This is a genomic window from Streptomyces sp. SID4985 (genome assembly GCF_009863025.1).
Classification (GTDB): Bacteria; Actinomycetota; Actinomycetes; order Streptomycetales; family Streptomycetaceae; genus Streptomyces.
Map to the genome: position 1 here is coordinate 1 of NZ_WWIR01000525.1, position 19255 is coordinate 19255.

18 protein-coding genes are annotated in these 19255 nt (G+C 70.0%); 12 read left to right on the top strand and 6 right to left on the bottom strand.

The annotated features are described in order from the left end of the window. Positions 1 to 263 (top strand): helix-turn-helix domain-containing protein (locus GTW40_RS22600; RefSeq protein ID WP_161182013.1); only part of this gene is annotated, 263 nt, incomplete at its 5' end. 58 nt (positions 264 to 321) lie between these two features. Further along, positions 322 to 1107 carry a phosphatase gene (locus tag GTW40_RS22605; protein WP_161182014.1) on the top strand — a complete coding sequence of 262 codons (786 nt, stop codon included), beginning with the start codon at positions 322 to 324 and terminating at the stop codon, positions 1105 to 1107. Between the two features lie 66 nt (positions 1108 to 1173). Here GTW40_RS22605 and GTW40_RS22610 read toward each other — a convergent pair whose 3' ends face one another. From GTW40_RS22610 to GTW40_RS22630, 5 genes are all read right to left on the bottom strand, one after another. Beyond that, positions 1174 to 1620, bottom strand: a complete 447-nt coding sequence (locus tag GTW40_RS22610; protein WP_161182015.1) for a hypothetical protein — start codon at positions 1618 to 1620, stop codon at positions 1174 to 1176. 346 nt (positions 1621 to 1966) lie between these two features. Beyond that, positions 1967 to 2833 carry an acyl-CoA thioesterase II gene (gene tesB / locus GTW40_RS22615; protein ID WP_161182016.1) on the bottom strand — a complete coding sequence of 289 codons (867 nt, stop codon included), beginning with the start codon at positions 2831 to 2833 and terminating at the stop codon, positions 1967 to 1969. A 36-nt stretch (positions 2834 to 2869) separates the two neighbouring features. Beyond that, positions 2870 to 4027, bottom strand: a complete 1158-nt coding sequence (locus GTW40_RS22620; protein WP_161182017.1) for an acyl-CoA dehydrogenase family protein — start codon at positions 4025 to 4027, stop codon at positions 2870 to 2872. Between the two features lie 123 nt (positions 4028 to 4150). After that, a complete protein-coding gene (locus GTW40_RS22625) occupies positions 4151 to 4714 on the bottom strand; it encodes a Uma2 family endonuclease (protein ID WP_343245764.1) in 564 nt (187 codons plus the stop codon). Between the two features lie 24 nt (positions 4715 to 4738). After that, entirely contained in the window at positions 4739 to 5335 is a 597-nt protein-coding gene (locus tag GTW40_RS22630; protein ID WP_161182018.1) for a TetR/AcrR family transcriptional regulator, read from the bottom strand. Positions 5336 to 5421: 86 nt separating this feature from the next. Here GTW40_RS22630 and GTW40_RS22635 point away from each other — a divergent pair, with 86 nt between their 5' ends. Genes GTW40_RS22635 through GTW40_RS22650 form a run of 4 tightly spaced genes read left to right on the top strand, consistent with a single transcriptional unit; the run spans position 5422 to position 11103 of the window. Beyond that, positions 5422 to 7038, top strand: a complete 1617-nt coding sequence (locus GTW40_RS22635) for a carboxyl transferase domain-containing protein (protein ID WP_161182019.1) — start codon at positions 5422 to 5424, stop codon at positions 7036 to 7038. 14 nt (positions 7039 to 7052) lie between these two features. Then, on the top strand, positions 7053 to 8984 hold the full coding sequence (locus tag GTW40_RS22640) for an acetyl/propionyl/methylcrotonyl-CoA carboxylase subunit alpha (RefSeq protein WP_161182020.1): 1932 nt from the start codon (positions 7053 to 7055) through the stop codon (positions 8982 to 8984). Then, the gene (locus tag GTW40_RS22645) at positions 8981 to 9937 is read left to right on the top strand and encodes a hydroxymethylglutaryl-CoA lyase (RefSeq protein ID WP_161182021.1); all 957 of its coding nucleotides are present in this window, start codon (positions 8981 to 8983) and stop codon (positions 9935 to 9937) included. Before GTW40_RS22640 ends, GTW40_RS22645 begins: the two co-directional genes overlap by 4 nt. 5 nt (positions 9938 to 9942) lie before the next feature. Continuing rightward, positions 9943 to 11103, top strand: coding sequence for an acyl-CoA dehydrogenase family protein (locus GTW40_RS22650; RefSeq protein WP_161182022.1), 1161 nt, complete (start codon positions 9943 to 9945; stop codon positions 11101 to 11103). A gap of 19 nt (positions 11104 to 11122) precedes the next feature. Here the strand turns inward: GTW40_RS22650 and GTW40_RS22655 are convergent, their stop codons facing one another. Continuing rightward, a complete protein-coding gene (locus tag GTW40_RS22655) occupies positions 11123 to 11821 on the bottom strand; it encodes a hypothetical protein (protein ID WP_161182023.1) in 699 nt (232 codons plus the stop codon). Positions 11822 to 11972: 151 nt separating this feature from the next. Here GTW40_RS22655 and GTW40_RS22660 point away from each other — a divergent pair, with 151 nt between their 5' ends. The 6 genes from GTW40_RS22660 to GTW40_RS22685 all read left to right on the top strand — a co-directional run bounded on the left by GTW40_RS22660 (position 11973) and on the right by GTW40_RS22685 (position 19196). Continuing rightward, the gene (locus GTW40_RS22660) at positions 11973 to 12443 is read left to right on the top strand and encodes a hypothetical protein (protein WP_161182024.1); all 471 of its coding nucleotides are present in this window, start codon (positions 11973 to 11975) and stop codon (positions 12441 to 12443) included. A 127-nt stretch (positions 12444 to 12570) separates the two neighbouring features. Further along, positions 12571 to 13614: an ABC transporter substrate-binding protein gene (locus tag GTW40_RS22665; protein WP_161182025.1), complete on the top strand. Its 1044-nt coding sequence runs from the start codon at positions 12571 to 12573 to the stop codon at positions 13612 to 13614. A gap of 567 nt (positions 13615 to 14181) precedes the next feature. After that, the gene (desA, locus tag GTW40_RS22670) at positions 14182 to 15624 is read left to right on the top strand and encodes a lysine decarboxylase DesA (RefSeq protein ID WP_161182026.1); all 1443 of its coding nucleotides are present in this window, start codon (positions 14182 to 14184) and stop codon (positions 15622 to 15624) included. Beyond that, positions 15608 to 16882, top strand: a complete 1275-nt coding sequence (locus tag GTW40_RS22675; RefSeq protein WP_161182027.1) for a lysine N(6)-hydroxylase/L-ornithine N(5)-oxygenase family protein — start codon at positions 15608 to 15610, stop codon at positions 16880 to 16882. Before desA ends, GTW40_RS22675 begins: the two co-directional genes overlap by 17 nt. Beyond that, complete coding sequence (locus GTW40_RS22680; RefSeq protein ID WP_161182028.1) at positions 16879 to 17412, top strand: GNAT family N-acetyltransferase; 534 nt, start codon at positions 16879 to 16881, stop codon at positions 17410 to 17412. Before GTW40_RS22675 ends, GTW40_RS22680 begins: the two co-directional genes overlap by 4 nt. After that, a complete protein-coding gene (locus GTW40_RS22685; RefSeq protein ID WP_161182029.1) occupies positions 17409 to 19196 on the top strand; it encodes an IucA/IucC family siderophore biosynthesis protein in 1788 nt (595 codons plus the stop codon). The genes GTW40_RS22680 and GTW40_RS22685 overlap by 4 nt, the downstream gene beginning before the upstream one ends. Positions 19197 to 19255: the final 59 nt, after the last annotated feature.

Genomic DNA, 19255 nt, shown 5'->3' on the forward strand with positions numbered 1-19255 from the left:
GGCTCGCGGACCTGGTGCCCCCGGCGGACGCCGAGGCACACGCCCGCGCCCTGCTCGCCCCGCTCGCCGCCGGACCCGCGCTCGCCGAGACGCTGCGCGCCTGGCTTTCGCTGCACGGCAGTTGGGACCGTACGGCGGTCGCGCTGGGCGTCCACCGCAACACCGTGCGCCAGCGGATCGCCCGCTGCGCGGCCCTGCTCGGGGCCGATCTGGACGATCCGGACGTACGGATGGAGTTGTGGTTCGCGCTGCGCCGCGGCTGAGGCCCGCGCTCGCCGAATGCCGGAGACGGCACCCGGCCCGCTGCCCCACAATGGGGGAATGCCGATACCCGGGACACCCAGCCGCGCCGAGCTGGTCGAGCATCTGGTGAGAACACGTATCGCGGGCGACGTCGCCACGCCCCGCGAGAACAACCTCTCCCACTACCGCAGGCTCGCCAACGGAGACCGTAACTTCTGGTTCGGGCTGGAGCTCGGCGACCGCTGGTCCGACGAGCAGGACGTACTCGCGGTGATGGCCGAACGCGTCGGTGTGAACGACGACCCCGGGCACCGCTACGGCCAGGACACCATCGACCCCGAGCTGACCGTGGACGCGCTGGACCGCATGGCGGCCCGGCTGCGCAAGGCGGCCGGGAGCGAGCAGCGGGTGCTGTTCGCGACCGGGCACCCCGGCGGGCTGCTCGACGTGCACCGCGCCACGGCCGCCGCGCTGCGCGCCGCCGGCTGCGAGATCGTCGTCATCCCCGACGGGCTGACGACGGAGGAGGGGTACGTCATGCAGTTCGCGGACGTGGCCGTCCTTGAGCATGGCGCGACGCTCTGGCACACCCACTCAGGGGAGCCGATGCGCGCCATCCTCACCGGACTCGAGCGCGCGGGGCGCCCGTTGCCCGATCTCGTGGTGGCCGATCACGGCTGGGCCGGTTACGCCGCGCAGCACGGCGTGGACGCGATGGGCTACGCCGACTGCAACGACCCGGCGCTCTTCCTCGCCGAGTCCGAGGGCACCCTCCAGGTCGCGGTGCCGCTCGACGACCATGTGATGAGCCCTCGCTTCTACGACCCGATGACGGCCTATCTCCTGGCAGAAGCGGGTCTGTAACGCGCCGAGCGCGATGCACGGCCCCGTCAAAGGGCCGCACATCGCGCTCAGATCGCGGTGAGTGGGTCAGCGTCCGTGACCGCCGCCACCGTGACCGCCGCCGCCATGGCCGCCGCCACCGTGACCGCCGCCATGACCGCCACCGTGGCCGTAGCCACCGTGACCGCCGCCATAGCCGCCGTGACCGTAACCGTCGTGACCATAGCCGCCATGACCGTAGCCGCCGTGACCGTAGCCGCCGTGACCGTGGCCGTAGCCCCAGTTGTTGTCGTAGTCGTTCCACCAGTTGTTGTGGTGGTAACGGCCCCAGTTGTTGCCCCAGTCGTTGTTGTTCCAGCCGTTGTTCCAGCCGTTGTGGTTCCTGCCGCCCCAGTCATTGCCGTAGGAGCTGCGGTCGTTGTTGTGAGACGGGGCTGCAGAGGCGGTGCCCGCGGTGCCTATCGCGGCTCCTCCGGCCAACAGCAGGCCGGTGGCGGACATCGCGACGAGGCGCCTCGTGCGCTGTGATCGCATGGGAATACCTTCCATCTCCATCGTCTCTCGCGTGTCCCCAGGCTGGGGGCGAGGTGGATGGCCGTCGCCGCGAAGAGAAGGACGCGGCGCGGTCTTCAGATGTCACCGCAATGTCTGAGCGGCACGATGTTGGACCACCGACGCCTGCAGTCATCCGTACGCTGTGCGTCATCGGGTGCTGCGGCTGAGATCCGGGCGTCCGGAAGCTCGTCGGCCGGGCAAACCGTGCGTTGCGGCTTTCACTGATAGAGCCTAGTACCCCATGCGCCACTCGTCACTTCGAGCAACCATGTATCTGACAGGACCGTCAAGTCCCCTTGGGCAAAAGGTTGTTGACGGCGCTGTTTCAGTGCGGGACGCGGACGACGCCCTCCTGGACGACCGAGATCGCGAGCTGTCCGTCGCGGGTGAAGATACGGGCCTGACCGAGGCCCCGGCCGCCGTGCGCGGACGGTGACTCCTGGTCGTAGAGCAGCCACTCGTCGGCACGGAAGGGGCGGTGGAACCACATCGCGTGGTCCAGCGAGGCCCCGACCACGTCGCCGACGGCCCACCCTCCGCGCCCGTGCGCGAGCAGCACGGAGTCGAGCAGGGTCATGTCGGAGACGTAGGTGGCGAGGACGACGTGCAGCAGGGGGTCGTCGTCCAGCTTGCCGTTGGTGCGGAACCAGACCTGGCTGTGCGGCTCGCGCGGGGTGCCGAACTCGCCGTACGGCGGCTCGTCCACGTAGCGCAGGTCGATCGCCTCGCGCGCCTCCAGGAAGCGCTCCACCACCTCGGGGTCGAGGTGGTCGTAGCCGCGCAGCCGCTCCTGGGAGGTGGGCAGCGTGGCGGGGTCGGGCGCGGCCGGCATGGCGGACTGGTGGTCGAGGCCGTCCTCGAACGTCTGGAAGGACGCCGAGAGATGGAAGATCGGCTTGCCGTGCTGGACGGCGACCACGCGGCGGGTGGTGAAGGAGCGGCCGTCGCGGATGCGGTCGACGCTGTAGACGATCGGCGCTCCGGGGTCGCCCATGCGCAGGAAGTAGGCGTGCAGGGAGTGCGCGTGACGGTCGGCGGGGACGGTGCGGCCCGCGGCGACGAGCGCCTGGGCCGCGACCTGGCCGCCGAAGACGCGGGGGACGACGGCGGAGCGGGACCGCCCGCGGAAGATGTCCTCCTCGATCCGCTCCAGGTCGAGCAGATCGAGGAGGTCCTGAAGTGCCTGGCTCATGACGTGTGGTTGTACCGGCCAGTCATTGCGGGGGCCTTACAGGCCCATGTCCTTGGCGATGATCGTCTTCATGATCTCGCTGGTGCCGCCGTAGATGCGGTTGACGCGGTTGTCCGCGTACAGGCGGGCGATCGGGTACTCGTTCATGTAGCCGTAGCCGCCGTGCAGCTGGAGGCAGCGGTCGATCACGCGGTGGGCGACCTCGGTGCAGAACAGCTTCGCGGAGGCGGCCTCGGCGGGGGTCAGCTCGCCCGCGTCCAGCGCCTCGGTGGCGCGGTCGGCGACGGCCTCGGCGGCGTCCACCTCGGCCTGGCAGGCGGCCAGCTCGAACTTGGTGTTCTGGAAGTGGGCGACCGGCTTGCCGAAGACCGTGCGGTCCTGCACGTACTGCTTGGCGAAGCGGACGGCGGCCTTGGCCTGGGCGTAGGCGCCGAAGGCGATGCCCCAGCGCTCGGAGGCCAGGTTGTGGCCGAGGTAGGAGAAGCCCTTGTTCTCCTCGCCGAGCAGGTCCTCGACGGGGACCTTGACGTCCACGAAGGCGAGTTCGGCGGTGTCGGAGGTCTTCAGACCGAGCTTGTCGAGCTTGCGGCCGACGGAGTAGCCCTCGGACTTGGTGTCCACGGCGAAGAGGGAGATACCGAAGCGGCGGTCGTCCTCCTTCGGGGCGGAGGTGCGGGCGCAGACGATGACCTTGTCGGCGTGCACACCGCCGGTGATGAAGGTCTTGGCGCCGTTGAGGACGTAGTGCGTGCCGTCCTCGGAGAGCTTGGCGGTGGTCTTCATCCCCGCGAGGTCCGAGCCGGTGCCGGGCTCGGTCATCGCGATGGCCCACATCTCCTCGCCGGTGACGAACTTCGGCAGGAAACGCTTCTTCTGCTCGTCCGTGGCCAGCATCTTGATGTACGGCAGGGCGAGCAGCACGTGCACGCCGGAACCGCCGAACTGGACGCCCGCGCGGGCGGTCTCCTCGTACAGGACGGCCTCGAACTTGTGGCTGTCGAGCCCCGCGCCGCCGAACTCCTCGGGCACGTTGATCCCGAAGATGCCCAGCTCACCGAGCTTGTAGTAGAAGTCGCGCGGAGCCTGACCGGCCGCGAACCACTCGTCGTAGACGGGCACGACCTCGGCCTCGATGAAGGCCCGCAGGGTCTCCCGGAACGCCTCGTGATCCTCATTGAAAACCGTACGGCGCACGCCGCCACCTCCACGTACCTCGGCATGACATCGGGCATGTCTAAGCGCTTGCTCAACCGAAGATACCGGCGAGTACGAGGACCCGTCCAGGGTGAGCTTGCCCACCCCGGACGACGGCGAGGGTCAGCTACCGACCTTGCCGTACCGCCGGAAGTCGGCGGTGTCGATCAGCCAGGGGCCGAAGGGGACCGTGTCGCCGAAGATGTAGGCGTCCTTGCGGGCGTACCGGCCCTTGCAAGGGTCGGAGTGGACCTCGATGGTGCCGGTGCGGGGGTCGACGATCAGGTAGTGGGCGATGCCCATGGCGGCAAAGGCAGTCGGCCTCGCGGCACTCCCCTCTGCCAGGGTGGCGATTTCGATGGACGCCGGCACGCGCGAGGCATCCACCGCCGGGCCGTCCTCGTCCAGAGTGGCCTCGGGGACGACCGCCAGGTCCGGGTGGAGCATCCGGCCCAGCGCGGGGTGCTCGATGTGCGGGGACGCGCAGATGTGGTCCGGGTGGGTCGTACGGAGTTGCCGGTCCACCTGCTCGCGCAGTCTGCGGACGATCCCCGCGTGGCGTTTCGGGCGGCTCCTCAGGGCCAGCAAGGGGCCCTCGGGCCCGATCTCGACGCGCCACGCGCCCTCTAGCCCCTCGGCGAAGGCGCCCAGCTCATCGGCCAGCGCACGCATCCTCGCGTAATCCACGGCCGCAGCGTACCGGCGGAGCCGTCACACCCCCGCCGCCGCGAACGCCCCCCGTGCCATCCGGTGCAGCAACGCCGCCGTGGCTCCCCGGCCGGGGAGCGTGCCCGCTCGGCCCAGGTGGGGGGTGGAGTTGAGGAGGCCGAAGACGGAGTGGACGGCGGAGCGGGCGGCGGGTTCGGTGAGGAGCGGGTGGACTTCGCGGACGACCTCCACCCAGAGTTCGACGTACTGGCGCTGGAGCTGGCGGACCAGTTTGCGGTCGCTCTCGCGGAGGCGGTCGAGTTCGCGGTCGTGGAGGGTGATCAGCGGGCGGTCGTCGAGGGCGAAGTCGATGTGGCCCTCGATGAGGGAGTCGAGGACGGCCGAGGCGCCCGCGTGGCCGTCGGCCTCCGAGAGGCGGCGCCGGGCGCCGGTCAGCAGCTGGCCGCTGATGCCGACGAGCAGCTCGGCGAGCATCGCGTCCTTGCCGGGGAAGTGCCGGTAGAGACCGGGGCCGCTGATGCCGACCGCCGCTCCTATCTCGTCCACGCCGACGCCGTGGAAGCCGCGCTCGGCGAACAGGCGCGCGGCCTCTCTGAGGATCTGCTGGCGCCGGGTCGGGGCATCGGTTCTGCTGGCCATGCGGTTCATTCTAGACAGCGAGGTTAGCGGTCGTTAACCTGAGGGAAATGCGTTAACGCTCATTAACAAGGTGAGGGGTTCGCAGGATGCACGAGGCACCGGAGCTGACGAGCGCGGCGGATCCCGCGTCGGAGGCCTGGCGGGCCAATGAACAGGCCCATCTCGCCCTCGGCGAGGAACTGCGCGCCAAGCTCGCGCAGGCCGCCCTCGGCGGCGGCGAGAAGGCGCGCGCCCGCCACACCGCGCGCGGCAAGCTGCTGCCGAGGGACCGGGTGGACACGCTGCTCGACCCCGGCTCCCCCTTCCTGGAGCTGGCCCCCCTCGCGGCCGACGGGATGTACGACGGACAGGCCCCCGCCGCCGGAGTCATCGCCGGGATCGGCATGGTCAGCGGCCGTACCTGCGTGATCGTCGCCAACGACGCCACGGTCAAGGGCGGCACCTACTACCCGATGACGGTGAAGAAGCACCTCCGCGCCCAGGAGGTCGCCCTCGACAACCGCCTCCCCTGTATCTACCTGGTCGACTCCGGCGGCGCCTTCCTGCCCATGCAGGACGAGGTCTTCCCCGACCGCGACCACTTCGGCCGCATCTTCTACAACCAGGCCCGCATGTCGGCCGCCGGCATCCCGCAGATCGCCGCCGTCCTCGGCTCCTGCACGGCCGGCGGCGCGTACGTCCCGGCGATGAGCGACGAGGCGGTCATCGTCCGCGACCAGGGCACGATCTTCCTCGGCGGCCCCCCGCTGGTGAAGGCCGCCACCGGCGAGGTCGTCACCGCCGAGGAGCTGGGCGGCGGCGAGGTCCACTCCCGCGTCTCCGGCGTCACCGACCACCTCGCGGAGGACGACGCGCACGCGCTCAGGATCGTGCGGAACATCGTCGCCACGCTCCCCGCCCGCAAGGACACCCCCTGGGAGGTGATCCAGGCCGTCGAGCCCAAGGTCGACCCCTTCGGGCTGTACGGCGCGGTCCCGGTCGACTCCCGCACCCCCTACGACGTCCGCGAGATCATCGCGCGCGTGGTGGACGGCTCGCGGTTCAGCGAGTTCAAGTCCGAGTTCGGTCAGACCCTGGTCACCGGCTTCGCCCGCATCCATGGTCACCCCGTCGGCATCGTCGCCAACAACGGCATCCTCTTCTCCGAGTCCGCCCAGAAGGGCGCCCACTTCATCGAGCTGTGCGACCAGCGCGGCATCCCGCTGGTCTTCCTGCAGAACATCTCGGGCTTCATGGTCGGCAGGGACTACGAGGCGGGCGGCATCGCCAAGCACGGCGCCAAGATGGTCACCGCGGTCGCCTGCACCCGCGTACCGAAGCTGACGGTGGTCGTCGGCGGCTCGTACGGCGCGGGCAACTACTCGATGTGCGGCCGCGCCTACTCCCCCCGCTTCCTGTGGATGTGGCCCGGCGCCAAGATCTCCGTCATGGGCGGCGAACAGGCCGCCTCCGTGCTCGCCACGGTCAAGCGGGACCAGCTGGAGGCGCGCGGCGAGGAGTGGTCCGCCGAGGCCGAGGACGCCTTCAAGGCGCCGATCCGCGCGCAGTACGAGGGCCAGGGCAGCGCCTACTACGCCACCGCCCGCCTCTGGGACGACGGCGTGATCGACCCGCTGGAGACCCGCCAGGTCCTGGGCCTCGCCCTGACGGCCTGCGCCAACGCGCCGCTGGGAGAGCCCCGGTTCGGCGTCTTCCGGATGTGAGAGGGAGGGGAATCGTGTTCGACACAGTGCTGGTCGCCAACCGGGGCGAGATCGCCGTACGAGTGATCCGTACGCTCCGCGCGCTCGGCGTGCGCTCGGTGGCGGTCTTCTCCGACGCCGACGCAGGAGCGCGGCACGTCCGGGAGGCCGACACGGCGGTCCGGATCGGCCCGGCGCCCGCCGGGGAGAGCTATCTGTCGGTGGAGCGGCTCCTCGATGCCGCCGCCCGCACCGGCGCCCAGGCCGTCCACCCGGGCTACGGCTTCCTCGCGGAGAACGCGGGCTTCGCGCGCGCCTGCGAGGAAGCGGGCCTGGTCTTCATCGGCCCGTCCGCCGACGCCATCGCCCTCATGGGCGACAAGATCCGCGCCAAGGAGACGGTGGCGGCGGCCGGGGTGCCGGTCGTCCCCGGCTCCAGCGGCAGCGGGCTGACCGACGCCGAACTGGCCGACGCCGCCCGCGAGATCGGCACCCCCGTGCTGCTCAAGCCCTCGGCGGGCGGCGGCGGCAAGGGGATGCGTCTCGTCCGGGACGTCTCCGCCCTGGAGGAGGAGATCGCGGCCGCCCGTCGCGAGGCCCGCGCCTCCTTCGGCGACGACACGCTGCTGGTGGAGCGGTGGATCGACCGCCCCCGGCACATCGAGATCCAGGTCCTGGCCGACGGCCACGGCAACGTCGTCCACCTCGGCGAGCGCGAGTGCTCCCTCCAGCGACGGCACCAGAAGGTCATCGAGGAGGCGCCCAGCGTCCTGCTCGACGAGGCGACCCGCGCCGCGATGGGCGAGGCGGCCGTGCAGGCGGCCCGCTCGTGCGGCTACCGGGGCGCGGGCACGGTGGAGTTCATCGTGCCGGGAAGCGACCCGTCCTCGTACTACTTCATGGAGATGAACACCCGCCTCCAGGTGGAGCACCCGGTCACCGAACTCGTCACGGGCCTGGACCTGGTCGAATGGCAGCTCCGGGTCGCCGCCGGTGAGCGGCTGGGCTTCGCCCAGGAGGACGTGACGCTCACCGGGCACGCGGTGGAGGCGCGCATCTGCGCCGAAGACCCCGCGCGCGGCTTCCTCCCTTCCGGCGGCACGGTCCTGCTGCTGGCCGAGCCCCAGGGCGACGGCGTACGCACCGACTCCGGCCTCTCCGAGGGCACCGAGGTCGGCAGCCTGTACGACCCGATGCTGTCCAAGGTCATCGCCTACGGCCCCGACCGCGCGACAGCCCTGCGGAAGCTGCGCGGCGCCCTGGCGGAGACGGTCACCCTCGGCGTCCCGACCAACGCGGGGTTCCTGCGGCGGCTGCTGGCGCATCCGGCGGTGGTGGCGGGCGAGCTGGACACCGGGCTGGTGGAGCGGGTGGTGGACGAGCTGGTCCCGGACGGGGTGCCGGAGGAGGTCTACGAGGCGGCAGCCGCCATACGCCTGGAGGAGCTGCGACCCAAAGGCGACGGCTGGACGGACCCCTTCTCGGTGCCGGACGGCTGGCGGCTGAGCGGAACTCCGAAGCCGGTGTCGTTCCCGCTGCGTGTCGCGGGACTTGAACCCGTCACTCAGGTGGCCCGCGCCGCCGAGGTCACCGACGACCGCGTGACCGTCACGCTGGACGGCGTCCGCCACACCTTCCACCGCGCAGCCGACTGGTTGGGCCGGGACGGCGACGCCTGGCAGGTCCGGGACCACGACCCGGTGGCCGCGTCCCTCACCCGCTCCGCGCACGCGGGCGCCGACTCGCTGACCGCGCCGATGCCCGGCACGGTGACCGTGGTGAAGGTGGCCGTGGGCGACGAGGTGGAGGCCGGGCAGAGCCTGCTGGTCGTGGAGGCGATGAAGATGGAGCACGTCGTCTCCGCCCCGCACGCGGGCACGGTCGCCGAACTCGACGTGACCCCCGGCAGCACGGTCGCCATGGACCAGGTCCTGGCGGTCATCGAGCCGAAGGAGGCGGCGGAGTGAGCACCGACGGGCTGCCCATGGTCGTACCGGCGCCGGATCTGCCGGCCCGGGTGCGCATCCACGAGGTGGGCGCGCGCGACGGACTGCAGAACGAGAAGACGGCCGTACCGACGGCGGTGAAGGCGGAGTTCGTCCGCAGGCTCGCCGACGCGGGCCTGACCACCATCGAGGCGACCAGCTTCGTGCACCCCAAGTGGGTCCCCCAACTGGCCGACGCGGAGGAGCTGTTCCCGCTTCTCGGCGATCTGGACGCGGACCTGCCGGTACTGGTCCCCAACCAGCGCGGCCTGGACCGGGCCCTCGCGCTCGGCGCCCGCCGGATCGCGGTGTTCGCGAGCGCCACCGAGTCCTTCGCCAAGGCCAACCTCAACCGCACGGTGGACGAGTCGCTGGCCGTCTTCGAGCCGGTGGTGCGGCAGGCCAAGGACGCGGGCGCGCATGTGCGCGGCTATGTGTCGATGTGCTTCGGCGACCCGTGGGAGGGCGCCGTCCCGCTCCACCAGGTCGTCAAGGTGTGCACGGCGCTCAGGGACATGGGCTGCGACGAGCTGAGCCTCGGCGACACCATCGGCGTCGCCACCCCGGGCCATGTGCTCGAACTGCTCGCCCTGCTCAACGAGTCGGGGGTGCCGACGAACACCCTCGGCGTGCACTTCCACGACACCTACGGCCAGGCGCTCGCCAACACCTACGCCGCTCTCCAGCACGGCGTGACCACCGTCGACGCCTCCGCCGGGGGCCTGGGCGGCTGCCCCTACGCCAAGTCCGCCACCGGGAACCTCGCCACCGAGGACCTGGTCTGGATGCTGCACGGCCTCGGCATCCAGACCGGGGTCGACCTCGACCGCCTGACCGCGACCAGCGTGTGGATGGCTGAGCGACTGGGCCGCCCGAGCCCCTCCCGAACCGTCCGTGCCCTCGGCAAAACGACTCAGCCCGACAAGGACCAGTGATCAGTATGGACCACCGTCTCAGCCCCGAGCTGGAGGAACTCCGCCGCACGGTGGAGGAGTTCGCGCACGATGTCGTGGCGCCGAAGATCGGCGACTTCTACGAGCGGCACGAGTTCCCGTACGAGATCGTCCGCGAGATGGGCCGCATGGGCCTGTTCGGGCTGCCGTTCCCCGAGGAGTACGGCGGCATGGGCGGCGACTATCTGGCGCTCGGCATCGCGCTGGAGGAGCTGGCCCGGGTGGACTCGTCCGTGGCCATCACCCTGGAGGCGGGCGTCTCGCTCGGCGCCATGCCGATCCACCTCTTCGGCACCGAGGAGCAGAAGGCCGAGTGGCTGCCCCGGCTGTGCGCGGGCGAGATCCTGGGCGCGTTCGGGCTCACCGAGCCGGACGGCGGCAGCGATGCCGGGGCCACACGCACCACGGCCCGCCTGGACCCGGACACGAACGAATGGGTCATCAACGGCTCCAAATGCTTCATCACCAACTCCGGCACGGACATCACCGGGTTGGTGACGGTCACGGCGGTCACCGGCCGCAAGCCCGACGGCAAGCCGCTGATCTCCTCGATCATCGTCCCCTCGGGCACGCCGGGCTTCACGGTCGCGGCGCCGTACTCCAAGGTCGGCTGGAACGCCTCCGACACCCGTGAACTGTCCTTCCAGGACGTCCGCGTCCCCGCCGCCAACCTGCTCGGCGCGGAGGGCCGCGGCTACGCCCAGTTCCTGCGCATCCTCGACGAGGGCCGTATCGCCATCGCCGCGCTGGGCACCGGGCTCGCCCAGGGCTGTGTGGACGAGTCGGTGCGCTACGCCAAGGAGCGGCACGCCTTCGGCCGTCCCATCGGCGCCAACCAGGCCATCCAGTTCAAGCTGGCCGACATGGAGATGAAGGCCCACACGGCCCGCCTCGCCTGGCGCGATGCGGCCTCCCGCCTGGTCGCCGGCGAGCCCTTCAAGAAGGAGGCCGCCATCGCCAAGCTGTACTCCTCCACGGTCGCCGTCGACAACGCCCGCGACGCCACCCAGATCCACGGCGGCTACGGCTTCATGAACGAGTATCCGGTGGCCCGTATGTGGCGCGATTCCAAGATCCTGGAGATCGGCGAGGGCACGAGCGAGGTCCAGCGGATGCTGATCGCCCGGGAACTGGGGCTGACGGGCTGAGACACCACAAGCATGTGCCCTAGCTCTTGGGCACTTTGAAATATTCGGGAGCGACGAGCGACAGCTCGAACACCATGCCATGGCGCTTCCGGAGGTCGGCCACCGTCGCCGTGCCGGGTTCCCTCACACACCGCATCACAGGCGGATTGTCGGCAAAACACGGCTGTGGCTCCCTGACCTGCGCAGGGGGCCTGTCGTGGAACTGCGTGTCCCAGGACAGGGAGTGCCATGGGTCGTCCATCCTGGAGGGTTCCGTGCCGTTGTCTCCGCCGCGATTCCGGTAGTAATCGACGATGACTCCGTTACTGCGGTGAGTGAACGGAATTGTCGACCCGGACCGCTCACCGGTGGTGAGGATGTCGTCGAGGACCGAGGCGATACGTTTCGGGTCGGCGCCGAAGTACGCGGTGACCTGCATCGAGCAGGTGACTTTGTAGGTGTCGTCGCCGTTGGAGCCGAGCCACTGCTTCGCCTTTCCTCCCGCGCACGTGTCACGTAGGACAAGCAGCCCGAGAGCAAGGGAGGTGTGGTCCGTGTACTCGCGCACGGTGGCCCGAAGCCTCGCCTCCGTCCGCTGCCGGGCCTCCTCCGCCTGAACACCGCCGGCCAGCCCGCGCACCTCCTCCGGCCTGGTGGCACGGTCGGCCGTGCAGGCGGACATGGCCAGCATGACGACCGTGGCGACGGTGCCCCACACGGTCCTACGGAACTCCGGCATGCCCGCGTCTCCCCTTCCCCGTGTGCTCCCGCGCCGTCTTCCGGCACTGTCCCGCCGGTCGGCGGATCGCGCATGAGTACCCGTACCTACGCGCGGGTTCACAGAGGCATCCGACACGTCAACTCCCTGCCGTTCCCATACTGTTGGAGGCATGACACCTCGCCCCGCACGCCCCACGCGTCCCGCCCGCCCCCACTCCCGGACGGTCGCCGTCGTCGCCCTGGGCGCGTTTCTGGCCGGCGGCACCGGCTGTTCGGTGCTGGAGGACACCGCGCGGCCCGACGGTACGACCCGGGCGGCGGAGGAACTGCCGACCGACCAGGACCAGGCGCGTTCGAAGGAGAACGCCCGGGCGTTCCGGGCCTGGACCGAGACGCACGGCACCGAGGCACAGAAGGCCGCCGCCGCCCGCGTGGACCGTGTCATCGGCACCTGGGACGCACACACGGGCAACGCCTATGTCTCCACGGACATCGGCGGCGGCCGGACCCCGGTCGCGGACCCGCAGGGGGCGGCGGACGTCATCGCCGAGGCGTTCTCCTCGTGGAAGGACTCCGCGGCTGGATTCGTCTCCGTCTATGACGTCTACGGCCATGCCGTCGTCACGAATCACAGGTTCTGACGGCCCCTCGGGCATGACTTCCGCACCGGAAGGCTGTCGCTACCCCCTGGACATTGAGCAAGGTTAGGCTAACCTTGCCCCGAACCAGTCCGGCGGGCGATAAGCCCCGGTCGAAAGCAGTCTCCCCATGTCCCACACGCGTACCACCCTCACTCGTCGCGGTCTGCTCGCTGCGGGCGTCGCTCTCGGGCTCGGCGTCGCACTCGCCGCCTGTGGGGACGACAAGGGCAAGAGCGGTGGCACCGCGGGGCAGGCCAAGCCCGCCAAGTCCGGCGCGTGGAGCTACAAGGACGACCGCGGCACCACCGTGAAGCTGGACAGCGTCCCGACGAAGATCGTCGCCTTCACCGGCATAGCCGCCGCGCTCCACGACTACGGCGTCAAGGTCGACGGCGTCTTCGGCCCGACCACGACGAAGGACGGCAAGGCCGACGTGCAGGCCGGCGACCTGGACGTCAAGAAGCTGACGGTCTTCGGCAACGTCTGGGACCAGTTCAACATCGAGAAGTACGCCGCCTTCGGCCCCCAGGTCCTCATCTCCACGACCTTCGACGACAAGGGCACCCTCTGGTACGTGCCCCAGGCGTCCGCCGCGAAGATCGCCCAGCTGGCCCCGAGCGTCGCGATCTCCGTCTTCGACCGCCCGCTGTCCCAGCCGCTGCAGCGCGTGTGGGAGCTGGCCGAGTCGCTGGGCGCCGACATGAAGGCCGCCGAGGTGACCGCCGCGAAGAAGCGCTTCGAGGCCGCCTCCGAGCGCCTGCGCAAGGCCGCGAAGTCCCGCCCGGAGATCAAGGTCATGGCCGGCTCCGCCGCCCCGACCGTCTTCTACGTCTCCGGCACGAACCTCTCCGCCGACCTGGAGTACTTCAAGTCCCTCGGCGTGAACTTCGTCGAGCCCTCGGAGTCCGCCAAGAAGGCCACCGGCGGCTGGTTCGAGACGCTGAGCTGGGAGAACGTCGACAAGTACAAGGCCGACATCATCATGATGGACGACCGCTCCTCGGCCCTCCAGCCCGCCGACATCACCAAGGCCACCTGGAAGAAGCTGCCCGCCGTCAAGGCCGGTCAGGTCATCCCGCGCTCCGCCGAGCCGATCCTGTCCTACGCCAAGTGCGCCCCGCTCCTCGAGAACCTCGCGAAGGCCATCGAGACGGCGAAGAAGGTCGGCTGACCCTCCCCTTCCTGACCTTCAGGAGCCCCGCATGACGACGGCCCCGGCCGCCCCGTTCCGCAGCCCGTCCCACAGGGCTTTACGGAAGGGGCGGCCGGGTTCATGTCCGGGACGGCTCGCCGCCTGGGCGGGCCGAACACGTAGGCGGCGTACGTCAGTTGACGCCGATCCGGCCGGTACGGCCCCGCATCCCGGCCGTAGGCTGCGCCGCCCGGCCCACGCCCGCCCTTCCCCGGTCCACCCGGCCACCGGCAGCGACACGGGCAACCGTGACACCCCTCCCCCGCGGAGAGACCCGGGCGAACTCCGGCGCCCCGGCGTCCGGAAGACCACGCCCGGAGACTTCGGCGCGACCACCCGCACCCCAACTCCCGTGCGAGCGGCCACAGTCGTCCAGACCCTGACGCTCCCCGCGCGAACGAGCGCACGCCCCCCTGCCCGCCGAAGCCGAGCGCAGCGCCAACGTGACCCCCGTCACCGCACCCCCGCAATCACCCCCGAGCCAACTGAGGTTAGGCTAACCTAAGTTGAATCTCCCGCACGGACAGTCCCCTCGGAGGACCCCACATGCGCTCGCACCTGCTCAATGGCCTCACCGCGGAGCACTACCGCCGCTCCGTGACCGAAGGAGTAGAGCGGGTGGCGGCCAAACTCGCCACCACCGAACGTCCGTTCACCGGCGTCACCGCCGACGACCTCACCCCCCGCATCGACGCCGTCGACCTGGACCGCCCGCTCGGCGACACCGCCGCGGTCCTGGACGAGCTGGAGGAGCTGTACCTCCGCGACGCCGTCTACTTCCACCACCCCCGCTACCTCGCCCACCTCAACTGCCCGGTCGTCATCCCGGCGGTGCTCGGCGAGGCCGTGCTCTCCGCCGTCAACTCCTCGCTGGACACCTGGGACCAGTCGGCCGGCGGCACGCTCATCGAGCGGAAACTGATCGACTGGACCACGGAGCGCATCGGCCTCGGCGAGAACGCCGACGGGGTCTTCACCTCCGGCGGCAGCCAGTCCAACCTCCAGGCCCTGCTGCTCGCCCGCGAGGAGACCAAGGCCGAATCCCTCGACAAACTCCGGGTGTTCACCTCCGAGGTGAGCCACTTCAGCGTGAAGAAGTCCGCGAAACTCCTCGGCCTCGGCCCGGACGCGGTCGTGACCATCCCCGTGGACCACGACAAGCGGATGCACACCGTCGCGCTCGCCCACGAGCTGGAGCGCTGCGCCGAAGAGGGCCTCGTGCCGATGGCCGTCGTCGCCACCGCGGGCACCACCGACTTCGGCTCCATCGACCCGCTCCCCGAAATCGCCGAACTCTGCGCCCAGTTCGGCGTGTGGATGCACGTGGACGCCGCCTACGGCTGCGGACTGCTCACCTCGCTCAAGCACCGCGACCGCCTGAACGGCATCGAGCACGCCGACTCGGTCACCGTGGACTACCACAAGTCCTTCTTCCAGCCGGTGAGTTCGTCCGCCCTCCTGGTGCGCGACGTGGCCACCCTGCGCCACGCCACCTACCACGCGGACTACCTCAACCCGCGCCGCATGGTCGAGGAGCGCATCCCCAACCAGGTCGACAAGTCCCTCCAGACCACGCGCCGTTTCGACGCGCTCAAGCTGTGGATGACGCTGCGCGTGATGGGCGCCGACGGCATCGGCGAACTCTTCGACGAGGTCTGCGAGTTGGCCCAGGAAGGCTGGAAGCTGCTCGCCACCGACCCGCGTTACGACGTGGTCGTGGCGCCGTCCCTGTCCACGCTCGTCTTCCGCTACATCCCCGCCGGTGTCACCGACCCCGCCGAGATCGACCGCGCCAACCTCTACGCCCGCAAGACCCTGTTCGCCTCCGGTGACGCCGTCGTCGCGGGCACCAAGGTCGGCGGCCGCCACTACCTGAAGTTCACCCTGCTCAACCCCGAGACCACCGCGGCCGACATCGCCGCCGTCCTCGATCTGATCGCCGGCCACGCCGAGCAGTACCTGGGAGAGTCCCTTGACCGCGCTTCCTGAAGCCAGCCCAGTCCTCGACTTCGTGGGGATCGGCCTCGGCCCCTTCAACCTCGGCCTGGCCTGCCTCACCGAGCCCATCGACGAGCTGAACGGCGTCTTCCTCGACTCCAAGCCGGACTTCGAGTGGCACGCCGGGATGTTCCTCGACGGCGCCCACCTCCAGACGCCGTTCATGTCGGACCTGGTCACCCTGGCCGACCCGACCTCGCCGTACTCCTTCCTCAACTACCTGAAGGATAAGGGCCGTCTGTACTCGTTCTACATCCGCGAGAACTTCTACCCGCTGCGCGTGGAGTACGACGACTACTGCCGCTGGGCCGCGAACAAGCTGACCAGCGTGCGCTTCGGCACGACGGTCACCGAAGTCACCTACGAGGACGGCGTGTACGCCGTGCGCACGGACGCCGGTGACACCTACCGCTCCAATCACCTGGTCCTCGGCACCGGCACCCCGCCGTACATCCCCGAGGCGTGCCAGGACCTCGGCGGTGACTTGCTGCACAACTCCCGCTATCTCCAGCACAAGGCGGAGCTGCAGAGGAAGCGCTCCATCACCCTGGTCGGCAGCGGCCAGTCGGCGGCGGAGATCTACTACGACCTGCTCAGCGAGATCGACGTCCACGGCTACCGGCTGAACTGGGTCACCCGCTCCCCGCGCTTCTTCCCGCTCGAATACACCAAGCTCACGCTGGAGATGACCTCCCCGGAGTACATCGACTACTTCCACGCGCTCCCGGAGGACACCCGCTACCGGCTCGCCACCGCGCAGAAGGGCCTGTTCAAGGGCATCGACGGCGAGCTGATCAACGAGATCTTCGACCTGCTCTACCAGAAGAACCTCGGCGGCCCGGTCCCCACCCGCCTGCTCACCAACTCCGCGCTCATCAACGCCCGTTACGAGGGCGGCAGCTACACCCTCGCCTTCCGTCAGGAGGAGCAGGGCAAGGACTTCGAGCTGGAGAGCGAAGGCCTGGTCCTCGCCACCGGCTACCGGTACCGCGAGCCGGAGTTCCTCAAGCCCGTCCGGGACCGGCTGCGTTACGACTCCCACGGCAACTTCGACATCGCCCGCAACTACGCGATCGACACCACCGGCCGGGGCGTCTTCCTCCAGAACGCCGGTGTCCACACCCACAGCGTCACCAGCCCCGACCTGGGCATGGGGCCCTACCGGAACGCCTCCATCATCCGCGACCTGCTCGGCAGGGAGTACTACCCGGTGGAGAAGACCATCGCCTTCCAGGAGTTCGCCGTATGACCTTCACGATCCGCCCGCTCGACCCCCTGAAGGACGCGGGTCTCGTCCACGGCTGGGTCACGGACCCGAAGGCCGCGTTCTGGATGATGCAGGACGCGCGTCAGGTGGACGTCGAGCGCGCCTACATGGAGATCGCGGCCGACGCGCACCACCACGCCTTCCTCGGCCTGGACGAGGCCGGAGTGCCGGTCTTCCTGATGGAGAGCTACGACCCGGCCCACCGGGAGCTGGTGGGGCTGTACGAGCCCGAGGAGGGGGATGTCGGGATGCACTTCCTGGTCCCGCCCACGGACACGCCCGTGCACGGCTTCACCCGGTCGGTGATCACGGCCGTGATGGCGCATCTGTTCGCGGACCCGGCGACCCGGCGTGTGGTCGTGGAGCCGGACGTCAGGAACAAGGCCGTGCACGTGCTCAACGAGGCCGTCGGCTTCGAGGCCGTACGCGAGATAGAGAAGCCCGAGAAGCGCGCCCTGCTGAGCTTCTGCACGCGGGAGCGGTTCGAGGCGGCGACGGGGGTGGCCGCATGAGCCTCGCCGATTCCGTCGCCCACCTCTCCCCCGAGCGCTGGGAGCAGGCCAACCGCCTGCTGATCCGCAAAGCCCTCTCCGAGTTCGCCCACGAGCGGCTGCTCGCGCCCGAGGAGGACGGGGAGGGCGGGGAGGGCGGGGAGCGGTATGTCGTCCGCAGCGACGACAAGCTCACCTCGTACCGCTTCTCGGCCGTCCGCCGGGGCCTGGACCACTGGCAGATCGACGCCGGTTCGATCGCCCGGCACCGGGACGGCTCCGAACTCCCGCTCGCCGCGCTGGACTTCTTCATCGAGTTCAAGGAGTCGCTCGGCCTGAGCGACGAGATCCTGCCGGTGTACCTGGAGGAGATCTCCTCCACCCTGTCCGGCACCTGCTACAAGCTGACCAAGCCCCGCGTCACCGCGAAGGAGCTGGCGGCCGGCTCGTTCCAGGAGATCGAGACCGGGATGACCGAGGGCCACCCCTGCTTCGTCGCGAACAACGGGCGGCTCGGCTTCGGTGTGCACGAGTATCTGGCGTACGCGCCGGAGACCGCGAGCCCGGTGAAACTGGTCTGGCTGGCCGCGCACCGCTCGCGTGCCGCGTTCACCGCCGGGGCGGGCGTCGAGTACGAGGAGTTCTTCCGCCGGGAGCTGGGCGACGCCGCCCTGGAGCGGTTCCGGGGCGTCCTCACCGGGCAGGGCCTCGACCCGGAGGACTACCTGCTGATCCCGGTCCACCCCTGGCAGTGGTGGAACAAGCTCAGCGTGACGTTCGCCGCCGAGGTGGCCCGCCGCCATCTGGTGTGCCTGGGCGAGGGCGAGGACGAGTATCTGGCCCAGCAGTCCATCCGGACCTTCTTCAACACCTCGCACCCGGAGAAGCACTACGTGAAGACGGCCCTGTCCGTCCTCAACATGGGCTTCATGCGCGGTCTTTCGGCCGCCTACATGGAGGCGACCCCGGCGATCAACGACTGGCTGGCCCAGCTCATCGAGAGCGACCCGGTCCTGCGCGACACGGGCCTGACGATCATCCGCGAGCGGGCGGCCGTCGGCTACCGGCACCTGGAGTACGAGCAGGCGACCGACCGCTACTCGCCCTACCGCAAGATGCTGGCCGCGCTGTGGCGCGAGAGCCCGGTGGCCACGCTCGCCGAGGGCGAGTCGCTCGCGACCATGGCCTCGCTGCTCCACACCGACCACGAGGGCGCCTCCTTCGCGGCCGCGCTGATCGAGCGGTCCGGGCTCTCGCCCGTCGAGTGGCTGCGGGAGTACCTGCGCGCCTACTACGTGCCGCTGCTGCACAGCTTCTACGCCTACGACCTGGTGTTCATGCCGCACGGCGAGAACGTGATCCTGGTCCTGGCGGACGGCGCGGTCCGGCGCGCGGTGTACAAGGACATCGCGGAGGAGATCGCCGTCATGGACCCGGACGCGGTGCTGCCGCCCGAGGTCCGGCGCATCCGGGTCGAGGTGCCCGAGGACACGAAGCTGCTGTCGATCTTCACCGACGTCTTCGACTGCTTCTTCCGCTTCCTCGCGTCCGACCTGGCCGCCGAGGGCGTCCTCACCGAGGACGAGTTCTGGGGCACGGTCGCGGAGATCACCCGCGAGTACCAGGCGGCGAACCCGCAGCTGGCGGAGAAGTTCGCGCAGTACGACATGTTCGCGCCGGAGTTCGCGCTGTCCTGCCTGAACCGGCTCCAGCTGCGCAACAACAAGCAGATGGTGGACCTCACCGACCCCTCCGGCGCGCTCCAGCTCATCGGCACCCTGCGGAACCCGCTCGCGGGGTTCTGACAGGCGCGAAGACGGACGGGCACCCCGGAAGTACGGTCCTCCGGGGTGCCCGTTTCCCG

Coding starts and splice junctions, on each gene's coding strand:
- GTW40_RS22680 (WP_161182028.1), top strand. CDS start 16,879: ATGACCTTCACGATCCGCCCGCTCGACCCCCTGAAGGACGCGGGTCTC.
- desA (WP_161182026.1), top strand. CDS start 14,182: ATGCGCTCGCACCTGCTCAATGGCCTCACCGCGGAGCACTACCGCCGC.
- GTW40_RS22650 (WP_161182022.1), top strand. CDS start 9,943: ATGGACCACCGTCTCAGCCCCGAGCTGGAGGAACTCCGCCGCACGGTG.
- GTW40_RS22660 (WP_161182024.1), top strand. CDS start 11,973: ATGACACCTCGCCCCGCACGCCCCACGCGTCCCGCCCGCCCCCACTCC.
- tesB (WP_161182016.1), bottom strand. CDS start 2,833: ATGAGCCAGGCACTTCAGGACCTCCTCGATCTGCTCGACCTGGAGCGG.
- GTW40_RS22610 (WP_161182015.1), bottom strand. CDS start 1,620: ATGCGATCACAGCGCACGAGGCGCCTCGTCGCGATGTCCGCCACCGGC.
- GTW40_RS22630 (WP_161182018.1), bottom strand. CDS start 5,335: ATGGCCAGCAGAACCGATGCCCCGACCCGGCGCCAGCAGATCCTCAGA.
- GTW40_RS22605 (WP_161182014.1), top strand. CDS start 322: ATGCCGATACCCGGGACACCCAGCCGCGCCGAGCTGGTCGAGCATCTG.
- GTW40_RS22635 (WP_161182019.1), top strand. CDS start 5,422: ATGCACGAGGCACCGGAGCTGACGAGCGCGGCGGATCCCGCGTCGGAG.
- GTW40_RS22665 (WP_161182025.1), top strand. CDS start 12,571: ATGTCCCACACGCGTACCACCCTCACTCGTCGCGGTCTGCTCGCTGCG.
- GTW40_RS22655 (WP_161182023.1), bottom strand. CDS start 11,821: ATGCCGGAGTTCCGTAGGACCGTGTGGGGCACCGTCGCCACGGTCGTC.
- GTW40_RS22685 (WP_161182029.1), top strand. CDS start 17,409: ATGAGCCTCGCCGATTCCGTCGCCCACCTCTCCCCCGAGCGCTGGGAG.